16 protein-coding genes are annotated in these 17,975 nt (G+C 73.2%); 6 read left to right on the top strand and 10 right to left on the bottom strand.

Annotated features, from left to right (window positions below):
• Window positions 1-168: 168 nt before the first annotated feature.
• On the top strand, window positions 169-1,092 hold the full coding sequence (locus ACZ3TI_RS38990) for an aminoglycoside phosphotransferase family protein (RefSeq protein ID WP_465735027.1): 924 nt from the start codon (window positions 169-171) through the stop codon (window positions 1,090-1,092).
• 126 nt (window positions 1,093-1,218) lie between these two features.
• On the opposite strand, the gene ACZ3TI_RS38985 is transcribed toward ACZ3TI_RS38990, so the two are convergent.
• The 5 genes from ACZ3TI_RS38985 to dxr form a co-directional block, all read right to left on the bottom strand.
• Window positions 1,219-1,767: a GNAT family N-acetyltransferase gene (locus ACZ3TI_RS38985; RefSeq protein WP_465735025.1), complete on the bottom strand. Its 549-nt coding sequence runs from the start codon at window positions 1,765-1,767 to the stop codon at window positions 1,219-1,221.
• A 76-nt stretch (window positions 1,768-1,843) separates the two neighbouring features.
• Window positions 1,844-2,719: a GNAT family N-acetyltransferase gene (locus tag ACZ3TI_RS38980; RefSeq protein WP_465735031.1), complete on the bottom strand. Its 876-nt coding sequence runs from the start codon at window positions 2,717-2,719 to the stop codon at window positions 1,844-1,846.
• A gap of 208 nt (window positions 2,720-2,927) precedes the next feature.
• Entirely contained in the window at window positions 2,928-4,088 is a 1,161-nt protein-coding gene (ispG, locus tag ACZ3TI_RS38975) for a flavodoxin-dependent (E)-4-hydroxy-3-methylbut-2-enyl-diphosphate synthase (protein ID WP_465735023.1), read from the bottom strand.
• A 144-nt stretch (window positions 4,089-4,232) separates the two neighbouring features.
• Entirely contained in the window at window positions 4,233-5,537 is a 1,305-nt protein-coding gene (locus ACZ3TI_RS38970; protein ID WP_465735021.1) for a M50 family metallopeptidase, read from the bottom strand.
• Between the two features lie 58 nt (window positions 5,538-5,595).
• Window positions 5,596-6,840, bottom strand: a complete 1,245-nt coding sequence (dxr, locus tag ACZ3TI_RS38965) for a 1-deoxy-D-xylulose-5-phosphate reductoisomerase (RefSeq protein ID WP_465735019.1) — start codon at window positions 6,838-6,840, stop codon at window positions 5,596-5,598.
• 79 nt (window positions 6,841-6,919) lie between these two features.
• Here dxr and ACZ3TI_RS38960 point away from each other — a divergent pair, with 79 nt between their 5' ends.
• Window positions 6,920-7,588, top strand: a complete 669-nt coding sequence (locus ACZ3TI_RS38960; protein ID WP_465735017.1) for an NAD(P)H-binding protein — start codon at window positions 6,920-6,922, stop codon at window positions 7,586-7,588.
• A gap of 80 nt (window positions 7,589-7,668) precedes the next feature.
• Here the strand turns inward: ACZ3TI_RS38960 and ACZ3TI_RS38955 are convergent, their stop codons facing one another.
• The 3 genes from ACZ3TI_RS38955 to ACZ3TI_RS38945 all read right to left on the bottom strand — a co-directional run bounded on the left by ACZ3TI_RS38955 (window position 7,669) and on the right by ACZ3TI_RS38945 (window position 13,152).
• On the bottom strand, window positions 7,669-9,111 hold the full coding sequence (locus ACZ3TI_RS38955; protein ID WP_465735015.1) for an aldehyde dehydrogenase family protein: 1,443 nt from the start codon (window positions 9,109-9,111) through the stop codon (window positions 7,669-7,671).
• Window positions 9,112-9,356: 245 nt separating this feature from the next.
• Window positions 9,357-10,925, bottom strand: a complete 1,569-nt coding sequence (locus tag ACZ3TI_RS38950; RefSeq protein WP_465735013.1) for a PucR family transcriptional regulator — start codon at window positions 10,923-10,925, stop codon at window positions 9,357-9,359.
• Between the two features lie 154 nt (window positions 10,926-11,079).
• The gene (locus tag ACZ3TI_RS38945) at window positions 11,080-13,152 is read right to left on the bottom strand and encodes an ATP-binding protein (RefSeq protein WP_465735011.1); all 2,073 of its coding nucleotides are present in this window, start codon (window positions 13,150-13,152) and stop codon (window positions 11,080-11,082) included.
• A 244-nt stretch (window positions 13,153-13,396) separates the two neighbouring features.
• Here ACZ3TI_RS38945 and gabT point away from each other — a divergent pair, with 244 nt between their 5' ends.
• Both gabT and ACZ3TI_RS38935 read left to right on the top strand, forming a co-directional pair.
• Window positions 13,397-14,752 (top strand): 4-aminobutyrate--2-oxoglutarate transaminase, encoded by a 1,356-nt coding sequence (gabT, locus tag ACZ3TI_RS38940; RefSeq protein WP_465735009.1) that lies wholly within the window; start codon window positions 13,397-13,399, stop codon window positions 14,750-14,752.
• 501 nt (window positions 14,753-15,253) lie between these two features.
• Window positions 15,254-15,910: a phosphatase PAP2 family protein gene (locus tag ACZ3TI_RS38935; protein ID WP_465735007.1), complete on the top strand. Its 657-nt coding sequence runs from the start codon at window positions 15,254-15,256 to the stop codon at window positions 15,908-15,910.
• Here ACZ3TI_RS38935 and ACZ3TI_RS38930 read toward each other — a convergent pair.
• Entirely contained in the window at window positions 15,883-16,215 is a 333-nt protein-coding gene (locus tag ACZ3TI_RS38930; protein ID WP_465735005.1) for a DUF2218 domain-containing protein, read from the bottom strand. The two genes, ACZ3TI_RS38935 and ACZ3TI_RS38930, sit on opposite strands and share 28 nt — an antisense overlap.
• Before the next feature lie 165 nt (window positions 16,216-16,380).
• On the opposite strand from ACZ3TI_RS38930, the gene ACZ3TI_RS38925 reads away from it, so the two are divergent.
• Entirely contained in the window at window positions 16,381-16,968 is a 588-nt protein-coding gene (locus tag ACZ3TI_RS38925; RefSeq protein WP_465735004.1) for a MarR family winged helix-turn-helix transcriptional regulator, read from the top strand.
• Here ACZ3TI_RS38925 and ACZ3TI_RS38920 read toward each other — a convergent pair.
• Window positions 16,859-17,800, bottom strand: a complete 942-nt coding sequence (locus tag ACZ3TI_RS38920) for an EamA family transporter (RefSeq protein ID WP_465735002.1) — start codon at window positions 17,798-17,800, stop codon at window positions 16,859-16,861. The genes ACZ3TI_RS38925 and ACZ3TI_RS38920 overlap by 110 nt on opposite strands.
• Between ACZ3TI_RS38920 and ACZ3TI_RS38915 the strand changes: the two genes are divergently transcribed.
• Entirely contained in the window at window positions 17,799-17,945 is a 147-nt protein-coding gene (locus tag ACZ3TI_RS38915; RefSeq protein ID WP_465735000.1) for a hypothetical protein, read from the top strand. The two genes, ACZ3TI_RS38920 and ACZ3TI_RS38915, sit on opposite strands and share 2 nt — an antisense overlap.
• The last annotated feature ends 30 nt before the right edge of the window (window positions 17,946-17,975 follow it).

Below are 17,975 nucleotides of genomic sequence, written 5' to 3'. Positions count from 1 at the left end.
CCCACAGCACCGGCAGTCGGAAAATCATCCAGCCCCTCGGAGCGACCACCCCCGGAGCCGCCCCCGGCACCCCCCACCCTCCCGAAAGCCCCCACCCACCCGAAAGCCCCCCACCCTCCCGAGGCCCACTCACCGAGCCCCTCGCAGCGAAACCCCGACAATGGACCCATGTCGGGAGCCGAACCCACCATCACCGTCCCCACCTGGCTGACGAGCACCGTCACCGCCACCCACGGCGAAGCCGGCCGCCAATGGCTCGCCACCCTCCCCGCCAGAGCAGCCGCCCACCTCTCCGGCTGGAACCTCACCCTGGAACGCGTCCTCGACCCAGGCGGCAGCCTCAGCCTGATCGCGTACGTGCACCGCGACGACCTCTCGCCCGCCGTCCTCAAGACCGGTCTGCTCACCCCCGAGACCGCCCACGAGCACGCCGCCCTCACCCACTGGGCCGGTCGCGGAGCCGTCCTCCTCCTCGACGCCGACCCCTCCGAGGGCGTCCTCCTCCTGGAGCGCCTCCACGGCGAGATCCCGCTGCGCTCCCTGGCCGAGCCCAAGGCCATGCTGGAGGCCAGCAGCCTGCTGCACCGGCTCTGGGTGGAGTTCCCCGGGGAGCACCCCTTCCCCACCCTCGCCCAGCAGGTCGCCGCCACCGCGGCCCGGCTGACGGAACACCGCCCTCACCCCGCCGCCACCGCGGCACAGGCGCTGATCACCGAGGCCCTGGACACCGCCCGGAGCCTGACCGACTCCGCCGACGAGTCCTTTCTCCTCCACGGCGACTTCCACCACGGCAACGTCCTCGCCGCCGACCGCGCCCCCTGGCTGGCCATCGACCCGCGCCCCGTCGTCGGTGAGCGCGCCTACGACCTGGCCCGCCTCGCCCTGGACCGTGCCGACACCCTGCTCGGCTCCCCCGGCGTCCCCGCCGCCGTCCGCCGCCGCCTCCACCAGCTCTCCGACGCCCTCGAAGTGGACCAGGACCGCCTCCGCGGGTGGTCCCTCTTCCGCTCCGTCGACCTGGCCCTCCGAGCCCTCACCGCAGACCGCCACCAGGACGCCGAGCTCTACCTGGAACTCGCCGGCTCCCTCTGAACACCTCGCCCGCCCAAAACACTCACCCAACCCCGAACCCCGAACCCCGGCCCGAACCCCGGCCCGAACCCCGGCCCGAACCCCGAACCCCGGCCCGAACCCCGGCCCGAACCCCGGCCCCCGGCCCTAACCCCCCACGCCCCGCAACGGCAACCGAGCCCCCATCACCGCGTACAGCCGGTCCGTCGCCGGGAACCGCACCGCCCGCGCCAAGTCCCGGTACCCCAAAGCCCGGTAGAGCCTCCGCGCCGGCGTCTCCGCGTCGATCGCCGAGAGGATGCTCCGGTCCAGCCCCGACCGCTCGCACAGCGTCCGGATGAGCCGCGAGCCCACCCCCTGCCCCTGGAACTCCGGCAGCACGTGCAGCTCGGTGACGGCGAACACCCCGTCCAGCCAGTCCCCGTACCCCCGGGCGGCCAGGTAGGGCTCGATCACCGTGCTCCACCAGTGCTCCCGCCGGTTGGGCATCCCGTACCCGAAGCCGACCAGCCGCCCCCCGCTCATCGCCCCGAACGCGATCACCCCCGGCTGCTGGGCGTGCCGCCCGACGATGTGCAGCCGTACCGCGACCTCCTCGGGCGTGAGCCCGAACGCCACCGCCTGGACCTCCAGCGCCTGCGCCGCCCAAGCCGCAAGGTCGATGGCCTCGATCGTCACCCCGGTCAGCTGATCCATGCTCCGGACGTTACTACCAGCCGTCCCCCGACGCGGCCGAAGATCCGAACACAGCAGCTCCTCCGCGCAGTGACCCTCAGAACAGCACGCTCATGAAGGCCCCGACCTCCCGGAACCCCACCCGCCGATAAGCCGCCCTGGCCCGGAGGTTGAAGTCGTTGACGTAGAGCGACACCACCGGCGCCACCTCCCGCAGCGCGATGTCCAGGACGGCCGCCATCCCCGTCTCGGACAGCCCCCGCCCCCGGTGCTCCGGCGCGACCCAGACGCCCTGGATCTGGCAGGCGCTCTCCGTCACCGCCCCGATCTCCGCCTTGAAGACGACCTCCCCGTCCTCCCCGAACCGCGCGAACGACCGCCCGGTGGACACGAGTTCGGCCACCCGCGCCTGGTAGAGGAGCCCCCCGTCCCCCGCCAGCGGCGACACCCCGACCTCCTCGGTGAACATCGCCACGCACGCCGGCATCAGCGTCTCGACCTCATTGCGCCGCACCCTCCGCACCAGCGGATCCGGCGCGATCTCCGCCGACGGCACCGACGTCGCCATCAGCGGCTGGTGGCCCCGGACTTCCCGGGCCGGTCCCCAACTGCGCTCCAGCAGCGCCCAGAACGTCGCGGTGGCCGCGGCGGGCCCGACGATCGAGGAGCAACGCCGCCCCTGCCGGCGGGCCCGCTCGGCGAACGCCGCGACCGCCTCCGGTCCGGCGGAGACCAGGACGAGGTTGGCGCCGGCGTAGCAGAGGGCGTCCAGGACGCCGTCCCCGTCGTACCAGCCCCACATCTCGCCGCCGAGCCGCCACGGGTCCAACCCGACGGCCTCGACCCGGGTCGCGACGAAGGCGTTGGCGACCGGGTCGCGGTGGAGGATCTCCAGGGCGTCCTCGAGGTCGGGCGGCTCCAGCACGCGGGTGGTGGCCAGGGCCCGGGCGGCCTGGAAGGAGCTCGGGAGCATCACACCTCGATCGAGCATCGAGACAGCACCTCACTGAGACGACTCTGGCCGCACCCTACTCCGTGGCCCCACCCGGCTACGGCTGCGGGGCCGTCCGCGAACGGACGGCCCCGCTTCCGGAAAACTTCACGCGGGCTTCCCCGCGTCCTCGCGGACACCCCACGCCATCGTCGCGGGCCTCGCGTCATCGGGACCCGCTACGAGCGGTTCACTCCCCCGCGACGACGGTCGGCGTCCCCGCCTCGACGCCGGCCTCCTGCATCTGCTCGGCGAGCTTGAGCGCCTCCTCGATCAGGGTCTCGACGATCTTCGACTCGGGGACGGTCTTGATGACCTCGCCCTTGACGAAGATCTGGCCCTTGCCGTTGCCGGAGGCGACACCCAGGTCGGCCTCGCGCGCCTCGCCGGGACCGTTCACGACGCAGCCCATGACGGCCACCCGCAGCGGCACCTCCATGCCCTCCAGGCCGGCGGTGACCTCCTCGGCGAGCTTGTAGACGTCCACCTGGGCGCGACCGCAGGACGGGCAGGAGACGATCTCCAGGCCGCGCTGGCGCAGCCCGAGCGACTCCAGGATCTGGTTGCCGACCTTGATCTCCTCGGCCGGCGGGGCGGACAGCGAGACCCGGATGGTGTCGCCGATGCCCTCGGCCAGCAGCGCGCCGAAGGCGACCGCCGACTTGATGGTGCCCTGGAAGGCCGGCCCGGCCTCGGTCACGCCGAGGTGCAGCGGGTAGTCGCAGGCGGCGGCGAGCTGGCGGTAGGCGTTGATCATCACGACCGGGTCGTTGTGCTTGACCGAGATCTTGATGTCGCGGAAGTCGTGCTCTTCGAACAGCGAGCACTCCCACAGCGCGGACTCGACCAGCGCCTCCGGGGTGGCCTTGCCGTACTTCTCCAGCAGGCGCTTGTCGAGCGAGCCGGCGTTGACGCCGATGCGGATCGGCACACCCGCGTCCTTGGCCGCCTTGGCGATCTCGCCGACCTTGTCGTCGAAGGCCTTGATGTTGCCCGGGTTCACGCGCACCGCGGCGCAGCCGGCGTCGATCGCGGCGAAGACGTACTTCGGCTGGAAGTGGATGTCCGCGATGACCGGGATCTGCGACTTCTTGGCGATGATCGGCAGCGCGTCGGCGTCGTCCTGGGAGGGGACGGCGACCCGGACGATCTGGCAGCCGGACGCGGTGAGCTGGGCGATCTGCTGCAGCGTGGCGTTGATGTCCGAGGTCACGGTGGTGGTCATCGACTGCACCGAGACGGGGGCGTCGCCGCCGACCGGCACGTTGCCGACCATGATCTGCCGGGAGTAGCGGCGCTTGGCCAGCGGCTTGAGCGGCAGGGACGGAATACCGAGCGAGATCGCGGTCATGTGCGCAGGGTTCCCCGGGGTAGAGGTGTGATCGACCGCCCGGCCGTTGGGACGGCCGAGGCCGGGCGCGCTGACGATCGCGCACCCGGCCTCCACGGTACGGCACGGCGACGGGCCCCAGCACACCCGCCGTACCCGAACGCCCTAGCCGATCTTCACCGGGTTCACCAGGTCGGCGACCATCACCAGCAGCGTGAAGCCGATGAAGATGCTGGCCACGACGTACGCCACCGGCATCAGCTTGGCGACGTCGAACGGGCCCGGGTCGGGCCGCCGGAACAGCTGTGCGAGGCGGCGGCGGACCGCCTCCCAGGCCGCTCCGGCGATGTGGCCGCCGTCCAGCGGGAGCAGCGGCAGCATGTTGAAGAGGAAGAGCGACAGGTTGATGCCGGCCAGCAGGTTCACGAACATCGCGACCCGCTGGGTGGCCGACTCGTGGAGCGAGAACACCTCGCCGCTGACCCGGGCGGCGCCGACCATGCCGATCGGCGAGTCCGGGTCGCGCGGGGCGTCGCCGACGACGGCGTTCCACAGCCCGGGGATCTTGCCGGGCAGGGCGACCAGCGACTTCACCCCGTTCTCTGCCATGTCGTACATCCGGTCGACGGACTGACCGAAGTCCAGCCGGACCACGCCACTCGCAGGAGTGAATCCGAGGAACCCGGCCTGGACGGTCTGGCCCTTGATCGGGACCTTGTTGCCGTCGTACTTCTGCACGTCGTTGACCGCGATGGTCGGCTTGAGGGTGAGCTGCTGCCCGTCCCGCTCGACCAGGACGTCGACGCTCTTCCCGGCCGACTTGCGGATGTCCTCCTGGAGCTGGTCGTAGGTCCGGATCCGGTCGCCGTCGAAGGAGAGGATCCTGTCCCCCGCCTTCAGCCCGGCCTGCGCGGCCGGGGTCTGCGGGGCGCCCTCCGGGCAGCTGTCGACGGGCTGGCCCGCCTTCACCACGCACTGGGCGACGGTGCTGACCGTCGGCACGCTCATGGAGACGCCGAAGCCCATCATGACCGTCAGGAACAGCCCGAACGCCAGGATCAGGTTCATGAACGGCCCGGCGAACATGACGATGATCCGCTTCCAGGGCTTGCGGGTGTAGAACAGCCGGCGCTCGTCACCCTCCTGGAGCTCCTCGTAGGAGGCCTCGCGGGCGTCCTCGATCATGGTGCGCCAGGGCGAGCTGCTGCGCTTGGTGATCCGTCCGTCCTCGCCCGGCGGGAACATCCCGATCATCCGGATGTACCCGCCGAACGGGATCGCCTTGATGCCGTACTCGGTTTCGCCCTTCCGGCGCGACCACAGGGTCGGACCGAAGCCGACCATGTACTGCGGCACCCGGATGCCGAACAGCTTGGCCGTGGACAGGTGGCCGAGCTCGTGCCAGGCGATCGAGATCAGCAGCCCGATGACGAAGACCAGGATGCCGACCACCCACATCACCGTTGCCACCGCTGCTCCTCCGTCATGCCGCTCCGCTCATCGTCTCGTCGTACCGCGTTCGAGGCCGTCAGCCCGCCGCCAGCTCGCGGGCCCGGGCGCGCGCCCAGTCCTCCGCGTGCAGGACGTCCTCCACCGTCAGGGAAGTTCCCGACGCGGCCGGCCCGCTGTCGTGCTGTCCGTGCTCGGCGACGACCTTGGCAACAGTGTCCACGATTCCGGTGAAGGCGAGGCGGCCCTTCAGGAATGCCTCCACACACTCCTCGTTCGCCGCGTTGAACACCGCCGGGGCGGTGCCGCCCAGGGTGCCCACCTCGCGGGCCAGCTCGACCGCCGGGAAGGCGTCATCGTCCAGCGGGAAGAACTCCCAGGTGGCGGCCTTCGTCCAGTCGCAGGCGGGGGCGGAGTCCGGCACCCGGTCCGGCCAGCCCATGCCCAGCGCGATCGGCATCCGCATGTCCGGCGGGCTGGCCTGCGCCAGGGTCGAGCCGTCGGTGAACTCCACCATCGAGTGCACCACCGACTGCGGGTGCACCACGACCTCGATCCGGTCGAACGGCACGTCGTACAGCAGGTGGGCCTCGATCACCTCCAGGCCCTTGTTGACCAGGGTCGCCGAGTTGATCGTGACGACCGGGCCCATCGCCCAGGTCGGGTGCGCCAGCGCGTCCTGCGGGGTCACCCCGGCCAGCTGCTCGCGGGTGCGGTTGCGGAACGGGCCGCCGCTGGCGGTGACCACCAGCTTGCGCACCTCGGCGCGGGTCCCGCCGGCCAGCGCCTGGAACAGCGCGGCGTGCTCGGAGTCCACCGGCACGATCTGGCCCGGCTTCGCCACCGCCTTCACCAGCGGGCCGCCGACGATCAGCGACTCCTTGTTCGCCAGCACCAGCACCCGGCCGGCCGCCAGCGCGGCCAGAGTCGGCCGCAGCCCGATCGACCCGGTGATGCCGTTCAGCACCGAGTGGCACTCCATGCCCGCCAGCTCGGTCGCCGCGTCCGGGCCGGCCAGCACGGCCGGCAGCGCACGGCCCGCCGCCTTCGCGGCCAGCGCCTCGCGCAGCGCCGGCTCCGCGGCCGGGTCGGCCACCGCGACGGTGTGCACGCCCAGCTGCAGCGCCTGCTCGGCCAACAGCTCCACCCGGCCGCCGGCCGCCGACAGGGCGACCACCCGGAAGCGGTCCGGATTGCGGAGCACCACGTCGATGGCCTGGGTGCCGATCGAGCCGGTGGAACCGAGGATCACCAGCTCCCGGGGGCCGGAGGGGTCCGCCACGGTGGGCGTGAAGCGCAGCTGCGGGTGGGCGAGCGAAGTCATGCGCCCATTGTGTCCTGTCCGCGACCACCTCCAGGACTTCCCCAGGACGACCCGGCACCCGCGGGCTACCGTCGGAGCCATGCGTACCGTCATCGCCGGGGGCCACGGACAGATCGCGCTGAAGCTGGAACGGCTGCTCGCCGATCGCGGCGACCGCCCCGCCGGGATCATCCGCCGCCCCGAACAGGCCGGGGACCTGATCGACGCCGGAGCCGATCCGCTGCTGCTCGACCTGGAAGCCGCCACCGGCCCGCAACTCGCCGACCTGCTCGCCGACGCCGACGCGGTGGTCTTCGCCGCCGGGGCCGGACCGGGCAGCGGCGCCACCCGCAAGAACACCGTCGACCGCGACGCCGCCGTCCTGCTCGCCGACGCCGCCGAACTCGCCGGCGTCCGCCGGTACCTGATGATCTCGGCGATGAACGCCGACGCCGCCGCCCACTACCCCGCCGACGAGGTCTTCGAGACCTACCTGCGTGCCAAGGGCGCCGCCGACGACGCCGTCCGGGCCCGCACCACGCTGGACTGGACGGTGCTGCGCCCCGGGCGGCTCACCGACGGCCCCGGGACCGGCCTGGTCCGGCTGGCCCCCTCGGTCGCCCGCGGCGCGGTGGACCGGGCCGACGTGGCCGCCGTCCTGGCCGCCCTGCTGCACGAGCCCGGCACCGCCGGAATGACCCTGGAGCTGGTCGCCGGGAACGCCACCGTCGAGGAAGCGGTCGCCGCCGCGGCCGGGCACGACGGCTGAACGCGCGCGGGGCCCGGTTCGTCGAACCGGGCCCCGCGGCGGTCGGTCTCCCGGGGCGCAGCCCCTCGGAGACCGGTGTCTCAGAGGTCGAGGCCGGTCAGGACCAGGACCTTCTCGACGGTGTAGTCGTCCATCGCGTACTTGACGCCCTCACGGCCGACGCCGGAGTCCTTGACGCCGCCGTACGGCATCTGGTCGGCGCGGTAGGACGGCGCGTCGCCGATGATCACGCCGCCGACCTGCAGCTCGCGGTGGGCGCGGAAGGCGGTCTGCAGGTCGTGCGTGAACACGCCCGCCTGCAGGCCGAACGCCGAGTCGTTGACGGCCGCGAAGGCCTCGTCCACGCCGTCCACCTTGTGCAGCGACAGGACCGGGCCGAACACCTCGGCGGTGGCCAGGATCGCGTCGCCGGGCAGCTCGGCCAGCACGGTCGGGGCGTAGGTCGCGCCCTCGCGGGTGCCGCCGGTCAGCACCTTGGCGCCCTTGGCGACCGCGTCCTCCACCCAGGACTCCACCCGCTTGGCGGCGTTCTCGTCGACCAGCGGGCCGACGTCCGTCGCGGCGTCGTTCGGGTCACCGGTGACCTGCGCCTTGACCTTGGCCACGACCTTCTCCACCAGCGCGTCGTACACCGACGCGTCGGCGATCACCCGCTGCACCGAGATGCAGGACTGGCCGCCCTGGTAGTTGGCGAACATCGCGATCCGGGTGGCCGCCCAGTCCAGGTCGGCCTCCGAGGACCAGTCGGCGAGGACCACGGCCGCGGCGTTGCCGCCCAGCTCCAGGGTGCAGTGCTTGCGCGGCACCGAGTCCATGATCTGGTAGCCGACCTTGTCCGAACCGGTGAACGAGATCACCGGCAGGCGCTCGTCCTGCACCAGCGCCGGCATCCGGTCGTTCGGCACGGGCAGGACCGACCAGGAGCCGGCCGGCAGGTCGGTCTCGGCCAGGATCTCGCCCAGCAGCATCGCCGACAGCGGGGTCGCCGGGGCCGGCTTCAGGATGATCGGGGCACCGACCGCGATCGCCGGGGCGACCTTGTGGGCGACCAGGTTCAGCGGGAAGTTGAACGGGGCGATGCCCAGCACCACACCGCGCGGGAACTTGCGCACCACCGCGAAGCGCCCCACGCCACCCGGGTCGGTGTCCAGTCGCATGGTCTCGCCGTTGGTGCGGCGCGCCTCCTCGGCGGCCCAGCGGAAGACCGACACCGCACGGCCGACCTCACCGCGAGCCCACTTGATCGGCTTGCCGTTCTCGGCGGTGATCAGCTGGGCGATCTCCTCGGTGCGCTCGGTCAGCCGCTTGGCCACGTGGTCCAGGGCGGCGGCACGCTGGTGCGCCGGGGTGGCGGCGAACACCGGCAGCGCGGCGACGGCGGCGTCCAGCGCCTCCTCGACCTGGGCCTCGGTCGGGATGCTCACCTTGCCGACCAGACGGCCGTCCCAGCTGTTGTGCACCTCGAAGTCGGCGTCGCCGCTCGCCCGGCGGCCGGCGAGCCAGAAATCGTACGTGGTGGTCACCGTGGTACCGGCCCTCTCCTCGTCGTCGTACGGCCCGCACGGACGTGGGACCAGAACCCGAGGGTAGGGCGGTCGGCGCGCCGACCGGATTGGCCGACCAGGAGTGTTCGGCTCCGGAGGCACTCCACGGCGTCCAGCCGGGCGATCCGTTGCCGGGCCGGGCCTCGCCTGTGCCGCGCGGATGGCGCGCAGGTGGCGCGCGGATGGTGCGCCTGTGGTGCGCGGATGGTGCGCGGGTAGTGCGCCTACTCCTCGCCGGAGCGCAGCGCCAGCCACAGCTCCATGCGCACGTCCGTGTCGTCCAGCGAGCGGCCCAGCAGCTCCTCGACCCGCCGCATCCGGTAGCGCAGCGTGTGCCGGTGCACCCCCAGGTCGGCCGCCGCGGCGTCCCACTGACCGTGTCGGGACAGCCACGCCCGCAGCGAGGCCACCAGGTCACCGCGGGCCGTCCGGTCGTGCTCCCGCAGCGGCCGCAACAGCCCCTCCGCGAACGCCGTCACCGCGTCCTCCCCGAGCAGCGGCAGCAGCGAACCCGCGCCGACCTCCTCGTGGTCCACCGACCGGCGACCGCCCCGCAGCGCCACCGCCAGCGCCCGCTCGGCCTGCGCGTGCGCCGTCCCGGCCTCCTCCAGCGCGGCCGGCGCCGAGACGCCCAGCGACAGGCCCTCGTGCTCCTCAACCGCACCCAGGCACGCCCGGTGCACCGCACCGTTGTCCAGCGCCAGCACCATCAGCCGCGGCCCGTGCGCACCGTCCTCCCGCGCCACCAGCAGCTTCTCGCCCACCCGGGCACCCGCCTGCTCCGCCCGGTCGCCCAGCTCCCCGAGCGCCTCCGCGGCATCCGCGGTCGCCGCACCCGCCCCGGCCACCAGGACCCTTATCGTCCCCTCCGGCAGACCGCCGAACAGCCCCACCGCCACCTGCCGGGCCGTCGCCACCTCACCGGCCAGCACCATCCGCAGCAACGCCGCGCCCATCCGCTCCTCCGCCTGCCGCAGCTCGCGCGAGCGCTCCAGGGTGAGGGTCAGCAGCGCCACCGCCGCGTTCAGCACGTACCGCTCGGTCGGCGTGATCCGGTCCTCGGTCCCGACCGCCAGGAAACCCCGGGCCCGCCGGTCCGCCCCCAGCGACTGGACCACCACGTAGTCCTCGTCCGCCGTGTCTATGCCCGGCGCGCGCCCCTGCAGCGCGGCACTCGACGGCGCCGGCCGCCGACGCAGCCGGTCCACCTCCGCCGCCAGCCGCCCGGCCCGACGCGCCGCCCAGTCCGGCGCCACCACCGACAGCGCGCCCGACCCGTCGTACAGCGCCGCCCAGCCCCCCAGCCGCGCCGCCAGCCGGCGCACCACGGCCGTCGTGCCGTCCTTGCCCAGAGCAGCCCTGGTCAGCTCCTCCTGCGCCTCGAAGCTCGTCGTCACCGCCTCGTACTGCTCCGCGGCCAGCGCCGCCGACACCACCTTGCTGATCGCGATGAACGGCGTCGGCTCCGGCACCCGCAGCAACGGCAGCCCCCGCTGCGCCGCCGCCTCCACCAACGGCTGCGGCACCTCGGTGTGCGACAACCCCACCCCGAGCCCCAGCCCGACCACCCCGGCATCGGCCAGCCGGTGCACGTACGCCTGCAGCTGCGCCGCCGTACGGCCCAGCTTGATACCGGTGGTGAGCAGCAGCTCGCCACCCTCCAGGAACGGCGTCGGGTCGTCCAGCTCGCTGGTGTGCACCCAGCGGACCGGCCGCTCCAGATGGTCCGCGCCGGCGAGAACCGTCAGATGGAGCGAGCTGTTGCGGACGACGGAGGCGAGTGTGGGGGGCATGGCACCTTCGGGGGATCGACCTGACCGCGCCATTGCGGCCGGGCGAGGAGAGGGACGTGGGACTGATGAGGGTCTCTCCCCTTCATTATGGACGCCCCGGACAACCGGCACTGCCGAATCCACCTCGAAGGCGACTTCCGCCCCCGGGCCCGGCTCAGCCCCGCAGATCAACCAACAGCGGCGGCACCTGCTCCCCCGACACCGCCGTCAACGACACCACCGCATGCCCCGCCGGCAACGCGTGCGCCAGATCCGACGGCGACCACCGCAACCGCTCCACATCCCGCGTCGTCACCGACTCCGTCTGCGCCGTCGTCCCCGACAACGCCTTCCGCCCGACCCGCCCCGCCCGCCGTATCACCCCACCGGAGGTGTCGGGGGTGTGGGTGATCGCGGTCTCCTGCACCAGGTGCGTCCCCCAGGCCTCCGAGAACAGCCGCCCGTCCCAGGGCGCGATCCCCGGGAACGCCATCCGGCACCCGACCGCGCCGAACAGCGGCGCCCGCAGCGCCTCCGGCAGGTCCACCAGGGTCCGCAGCAGCAGCACCGCACCCGCGTTCGCGCCGCGCATCCGCTGCACCCCGCGCACCGCGGCGCCGTCCAGCGCCGCCGACGCGTCGTCCACCACCAGACCCGCGAAGAGCGAGCGGTCCTCCCGTGCCCCGGCCGCCTGCACGAACTGACCCACCACCAACCGGGACAGCATCCGCGCCGCCTCCGGGTGGCTGCGCTCGGGCAGCTTCACCCGCACCCGCAGCGGGTGGTCAAGCACCCGCATCGCGAACGGGGGCCGGCCGGTGCCGTCGGTCGCGAAGGCACCCTCGAAGGCGGGCCGGTCCAGCAGCGCCAGCCGGTCCGCCAGCAGCGCCCCCGGGTCGTCCGCCCGGTCGCGCTGGCGCTCGCGGTACTCCAGGTCCCGCTCGTGGAGGGCAAGCCGGCCCGCCGTGCCGAGCGCCTTCACCAGGGCCGCCAGCGCGTCCGGCTCGCCACCCAGCAGCGCCCGCAGCTCCCGCACCCCCGGATAGCGGCCGTACGCGGCGTGGAACGGGCCCACCACCTGCTGCAGCGCGGTGCGGGCGTTCTCCGCGCGGGCGGTCAGCTCGTCCGGCAGCAGTGCCTCGGCCAGCCGGGCGGCCGCCTCGTCGGGGTCCTGCGCGGCCCCGTAGAGGTCCAGCCCGTACACCGAGGACGGGTCACCGGGCGCGATCACCACGTCGTACCAGGCGTCCGGGCCGAGATCGGCATCGGCCGCCCCGACCACCACCGCACAGGCGGTGCCGGCCAGCGCCTGCAGGCACAGGGCCTCCGCCACCGGCCGGGCCAGCCGCGCGGTCTTCCCCGTCCCGGCCGGGCCGACCGCCAGCACCGAAGTGCCCAGCAGCGTCGGGTCCAGCGCGAAGCCGGCCGCCCGGTGGCTCAACGGGTTCTTCGGCACGTCCTGCGCGGTGCCGAGCCGGATCTGGCCGAGCAGCAGATCGTGCTGCTCGACGCGGCCGGGCAGCTCACGCGCCTCGGAGGGGTGGGCGAAGGCCGCGGCGCCGCGAGCCGCCACCTGCCCGGTGAACGCGGGCACGAACACCGGGTCCGCCTGCGCGGACTCCCAGGCCCGCTGGATCCGCACGTAGTCGACGTCCCCCACGGCCTCCGCGTCGAGCCGCGCCGCCGCCTCGGCCGCACCGCCCTGCCGCAGCCCGTCCCACGGATCCTGCCGCCGCGCCGCCTCGACCACCGCCGGGGCGTCCTCCTCCGCGCGCTCCTCCTGCGTCACCGTCCGCGACAGCAACGGCGTGACGTACCGGCGCCACACCTCGGGCCAGCGGCCCATCCGGCCGAAGACCTTGATGACGATGGCGAGCACCAGGGCATTGAGAGTCAGGACCACCGATGTGGCGATGAACGCCGACTGCGACGGAAGGACACCGATCATCGTCGTTCCCGCTGTGGCGAACTCGACCCCGTACACAAAGGCCAACCAGGCCACCACCGCGTTGAGCCCTGCCCGCAGCAGCAGCGGCCAGGTCGCGACCTTGGCCGCCTCCGCCCGATCCGGGTCGATCCGGCGGTAGCCGAGCCGGTAGATGCCCGGTTCGGCTTCGGGGCGCGGGGCGCAGGCCCAGGAGGGGAGGTCGAAGGAGGGGGAGGAAGCGCCGGGCCGCTGGTGGGGGAGGGGGGTGGGGGGTCTGGTGGTGGTGCGCTCGCCGTGGTGGTGTGACCCGTCCTGTGCCATGTACGGCCCCGCTCCCTCGCCCGCCCGCCCGGCCCGACCGCCGTCGGTGCCGCCATACCCATGCCGCCGTACCGGCGACACGCCCGCGCTCAGGGTAGTGGAGCGGGGCCTGCGGGTAGTCGCGCCACCCGTGCTGGCCGTGCCGGACAAGTCGGACGGCGCAGTGCTACCGAGTGGCGCATGCCCGGGTGGGGAGAGCGGCCTTAGCCTGCGAATCACCGAGCCGAGAGTCTGGAGATACCCCATGAGCGCCGCAACGCCGCTCCCGCAGGAGCGCCGCCTGGTCACCGCGATCCCCGGTCCGAAGTCGCAGGAGCTGCAGGCCCGCAAGCTGGGTGCGGTGGCGGCCGGCGTCGGCACCACCCTGCCGGTGTACGTGTCCCGTGCCAACGGCGGTGTGCTGGAGGACGTGGACGGCAACTCGCTGATCGACTTCGGCTCCGGCATCGCCGTGACCAACGTCGGCAACAGCGCCGAGGCCGTGGTGGCCAAGGCGTCCGAGCAGCTGGCCGCCTTCACCCACACCTGTTTCATGGTGACCCCGTACGAGGGTTACGTGGCCGTCGCCGAGCAGCTGAACGAGCTGACCCCGGGTGACCACGACAAGCGCACCGCGCTGTTCAACTCGGGCGCCGAGGCGGTCGAGAACGCGGTGAAGATCGCCCGCGCCTACACCAAGCGCACCGCCGTCGTGGTGTTCGACCACGGCTACCACGGCCGCACCAACCTCACCATGGGCCTGACGGCGAAGAACATGCCGTACAAGCAGGGCTTCGGCCCGTTCGCCCCGGAGATCTACCGGGTGCCGGTGGCCTACCCCTACCGCTGGCTGACCGGTGCGGAGAACTGCGCCGCCGAGGCCGCCGCGCAGGCGATCGACATCATCAACAAGCAGATCGGTGCCGAGAACGTCGCCGCGATCATCATCGAGCCGATCCAGGGCGAGGGCGGCTTCATCGAGCCGGCCAAGGGCTTCCTGCCGGCGATCGTGGAGTACGCGAAGGCGAACGGCATCGTGTTCGTCGCGGACGAGATCCAGACCGGCTTCTGCCGCACCGGCCAGTGGTTCGCCTGTGACGACGAGGGCATCGTCCCCGACCTGATCACCACCGCCAAGGGCATCGCCGGCGGCCTGCCGCTGGCCGCGGTGACCGGCCGCGCCGAGATCATGGACGCCGCGCATGCGGGTGGCCTGGGTGGCACCTACGGCGGCAACCCGGTGGCCTGCGCCGCCGCGCTGGGCTCCATCGAGACGATGAAGGAGCTGGACCTCAACGGCAAGGCGCAGCGGATCGGCGAGGTCATGCTGGGCCGCCTGCGGGCGATGCAGGAGAAGTTCGACGTGATCGGCGAGGTCCGCGGCCGCGGCGCGATGATCGCGATCGAGCTGGTGAAGCCGGGCTCCAAGGAGCCGAACCCGGAGGTCACCGCCGCCGTGGCGAAGGCCTGCCACGCCGAGGGCCTGGTGGTCCTCACCGCCGGCACCTACGGCAACGTGCTGCGCTTCCTGCCGCCGCTGGTGATCCCGGAGCACCTGCTCGAGGAGGGTCTGGACATCATCGAGGGCGCCTTCGCGCTCCAGGGTGTCACCGCCGCCTGATCCAGGCGCCACCTGCCCGCCGGAGGGATTGTCCGGACAGCGCTGAACGGCCCGTGGGGACCTCTGGTCTCCACGGGCCGTTCGGTCTGTACGGGAGCCGGTGCGGCGGGCGGGCGTGATCGACGGGACGCCCCGGAGGTTGCCCGGCGCGGGGTGAAGATGATGTGCGGAATCACTGAAGGCGCTCGGCGCGGAAGGGCTGTTGACGTAGTGTCATCGCAGATGGACAGCGAGCCTCAGCCATTGGCGGAGCCGTCCGCGGAACCTCCCTCGGGGAGGGGTCCGCGCGTGCACCGCGAGGACAACCAGGCCACCCCGGGAGGGGCGGCACATACCGAAGGCCGATCGACCGACCGTCCGACCCACACCCCCCGGGGCGCACGGAACGGCGATCATCAGAGCCGCCCCGGAGCTCTCCCCCCTGCTCCGGGGCGGCTGTCCGCTGTCCCGGAACGGACGGCGTGGACGACCCGGGCGGCCGGGGCGGCACGCTCGGTGGCCGTGCCGGTGGTGGCGGCGGCGGTGCTGGTGGCGGTGTCCTGGCAGGTCGCCGTGGACGGGCCGCTGCTCGGGCTGGACCGCTGGGTCCGCCGGGCCGTGCACACGGTCCGCCGTGACGTCCCGAGCGCGCTGCTCGACCACCTCGGCCACGTCCTGTCGGACCTGGGCAGCAGCGTCCCCGCGATCCCGGTGCTGCTGCTGGCGGGCGCGCTGGCCGCCTGGCGGTGGCGGGGGCTCGGGGCCGGCCGGTGGTGGCTGCCGCTGCCGGTGGCGGTGCTGACGGCGGGGCTGATCCCGCTGCTGGTGGTCCCGGCGAAGTCGGCCTTCGCCCGGCCGGGCCCGCTCGGGGAGCCGCTGACGCCGGAGCAGTGGGGCTGGTATCCGTCCGGGCACACCACGACCGCGGCGGTCTCGTACGGGGTGGCGGCGCTGCTGCTGGCCCGGGTGTCGGGGCCGCGCGCTGTCAGGGGGCTGACGGGGGGCGCGGCGCTGCTGGCGCTCGGGGTGGGGTCGGGGCTGGTGTGGAGCGACTTCCACTGGCTGCTGGACGTGGTGGCCGGCTGGTGCCTGGCCGTCCTGGTGCTGTGGCCGCTCGACCGGTGGTTGCCCCGGCCGGGTGCGGGGAGGCGTCAGGCCTCGGGGTCCTCGTTGCGGTGAACCAGTCCGGCCTCGCCGTTGTCGCGGTGCCACTCGACGACGAGCTCGTCGCGGGCGCCGAAGCGGACGAGGTGGCGGCCGACGACGTCCTCCAGGCCGGGCAGGTTCTCGCGCTCGCCTTCGACGGTGAGCAGCAGCGCGTCGGGCTGCGCTTCCAGGGTGGCGGTGCCGGCGCCGAAGACCAGCGTGCCGCGTCCGGTGTCCTCGGAGTAGGCGGCCTCGATCTTGCGCCCCATGTGGGCGGCGAGCTGCTTGGCGTAGCGGCCGGGGCGGTCGGTGGCGACGCGCGCGGTGGAGATGGGCATGGGTCCTCCAGGGTCGGACGGGAACTTAGGGTCCCCTCAGTTGCGAGTACGCTAACGCAGATACTGAGCTAAGCTCAACATATTTCCCCGACCGTCGTCGGCCGACCACCGAGCGCACCGGACCGGTCGCTACGCTTGGCCGGACACCAGCCGAGGAGACCGCCGATGACCACCACGCCGACCGACGACCCGGCGGACCCCTCCCCCGGCGGCCCCGACTCCTCCCATACCGCTGGTACTGCCGACTCCGCCGACTCCACCGACTCTGCCGACTCCGCCGCCGAGCTGGCGGACGCGATGACCAGGGCGATCAAGCGGATCCGCCGCCAGACCGGTTGGCGGCTGGAACCGTACGGCATCACCCCCGGCCAGGCCCGGGCCCTGCGCACGCTCGCCCACGTGCCGGGCTGCGAGACGCCGGACCACGCGATGCGGCTGAGCGACCTCGCCGACAAGCTGCACATCGCCCCGCGCTCGGCCACCACTGTGGTCGACGCGCTGGAGGAGGCCGGACTGGTCGAGCGCAGCCCCGACCCGGCCGACCGCCGGGCCGTGCGGATCCTGCTGACCGGGGCCGGCCGTGCGGCGGTGGAGCGGATCGGGCGGGTCCGGGACGAGGTGGCGCAGGAGTACTTCGGCGAGGTCAGCCCCGCCGACGAGGAGGTGCTGCTGCGAGTGCTGCGCTCCGCCGAGGCCCGCTTCCTCGCAGCCGGGCCGCCACGGCGCTCGGCGCCCCCGGACGCACCGCGGTGATCCCGATCCCGGCGATCACCAGCAGCGCGGCCGCGGCGGCTGTCGGGCTGACCCGCTCGCCGAGCAGCAGCCAGGCCGAGGACATCCCGAACACCGGCACCAGCAGCGAGTAGGGCGCCACGGCGGTGGCGTCGTAGCTGCGCAGCAGGAAGCTCCAGGCGACGAAGCCCAGCAGGGTGGACACCAGCCCGACGTAGCCGATCGCACCGAGCCCGGCGGGGGTGATGTCGCGCAGCGCGCGCAGGTCCGCCTCCGGGCCCTCGACCAGCAGGGACAGTCCCAGGAGCGGCAGCGGCGGGACGGCGCTGACCCAGACCATCCAGCGCAGCGCGTCCGGCGGCGCCGCCCTGCGGGTCAGCACATTGGCCAGACCCCAGGCGACGGCGGCCAGGACCACCAGCACGAAGGCCCCCAGCGGGCCACCGGCGCCCTGGTCGTAGGCGCTCAGCGCGATCCCCGCGAAGGCGATCCCCAGGCCCAGGAGCCGATGCCCGCCGGGGCGCTCGCGCAGCAGCACGGCGGCGAACAGCGCGGTGAACCCGGCCTGCCCCTGGAGCACCAGGGAGGAGAGCCCGGCCGGCATCCCGGCGTGCATGCCGAGGAACAGCAGCCCGAACTTCACCACTCCGAGCACCACGCCGACCGCCACCACCCAGCGCCAGGCCACCTTGGGCGGGCCGACGAAGAAGACCGCCGGCACGGCGACGACGGCGAACCGCAGGGCGCAGAAGAGCAGCGGCGGGAAGTTCTCCAGGCCGACGTGGATAAGGACGAAGTTCAGCCCCCAGACGGCAGCCACCAGCACGGCCAGCGCGACATGGGGCGCGCTCATGCTGCTCGTGCTCGTGGTGCCCGTGCCCGTGCTCGTGCCGTTCGTGTTCGTACTCGTGCTCGTGCCGTTCATGCTCGTGCTCGCGCCGCTCGCGGCGGCGGGTGTCGCGGTCATGGGTCGAGCATGGTGGCACGTGACCGTGTAGCACCAGCGATGAATGCTGAAGGAAACACTT

Source organism: Kitasatospora sp. NPDC023120 (assembly GCF_055560835.1).
The sequence above is the reverse complement of the archived record's forward strand: the minus strand, read 5'-3'. Positions and strand labels throughout refer to the sequence as shown.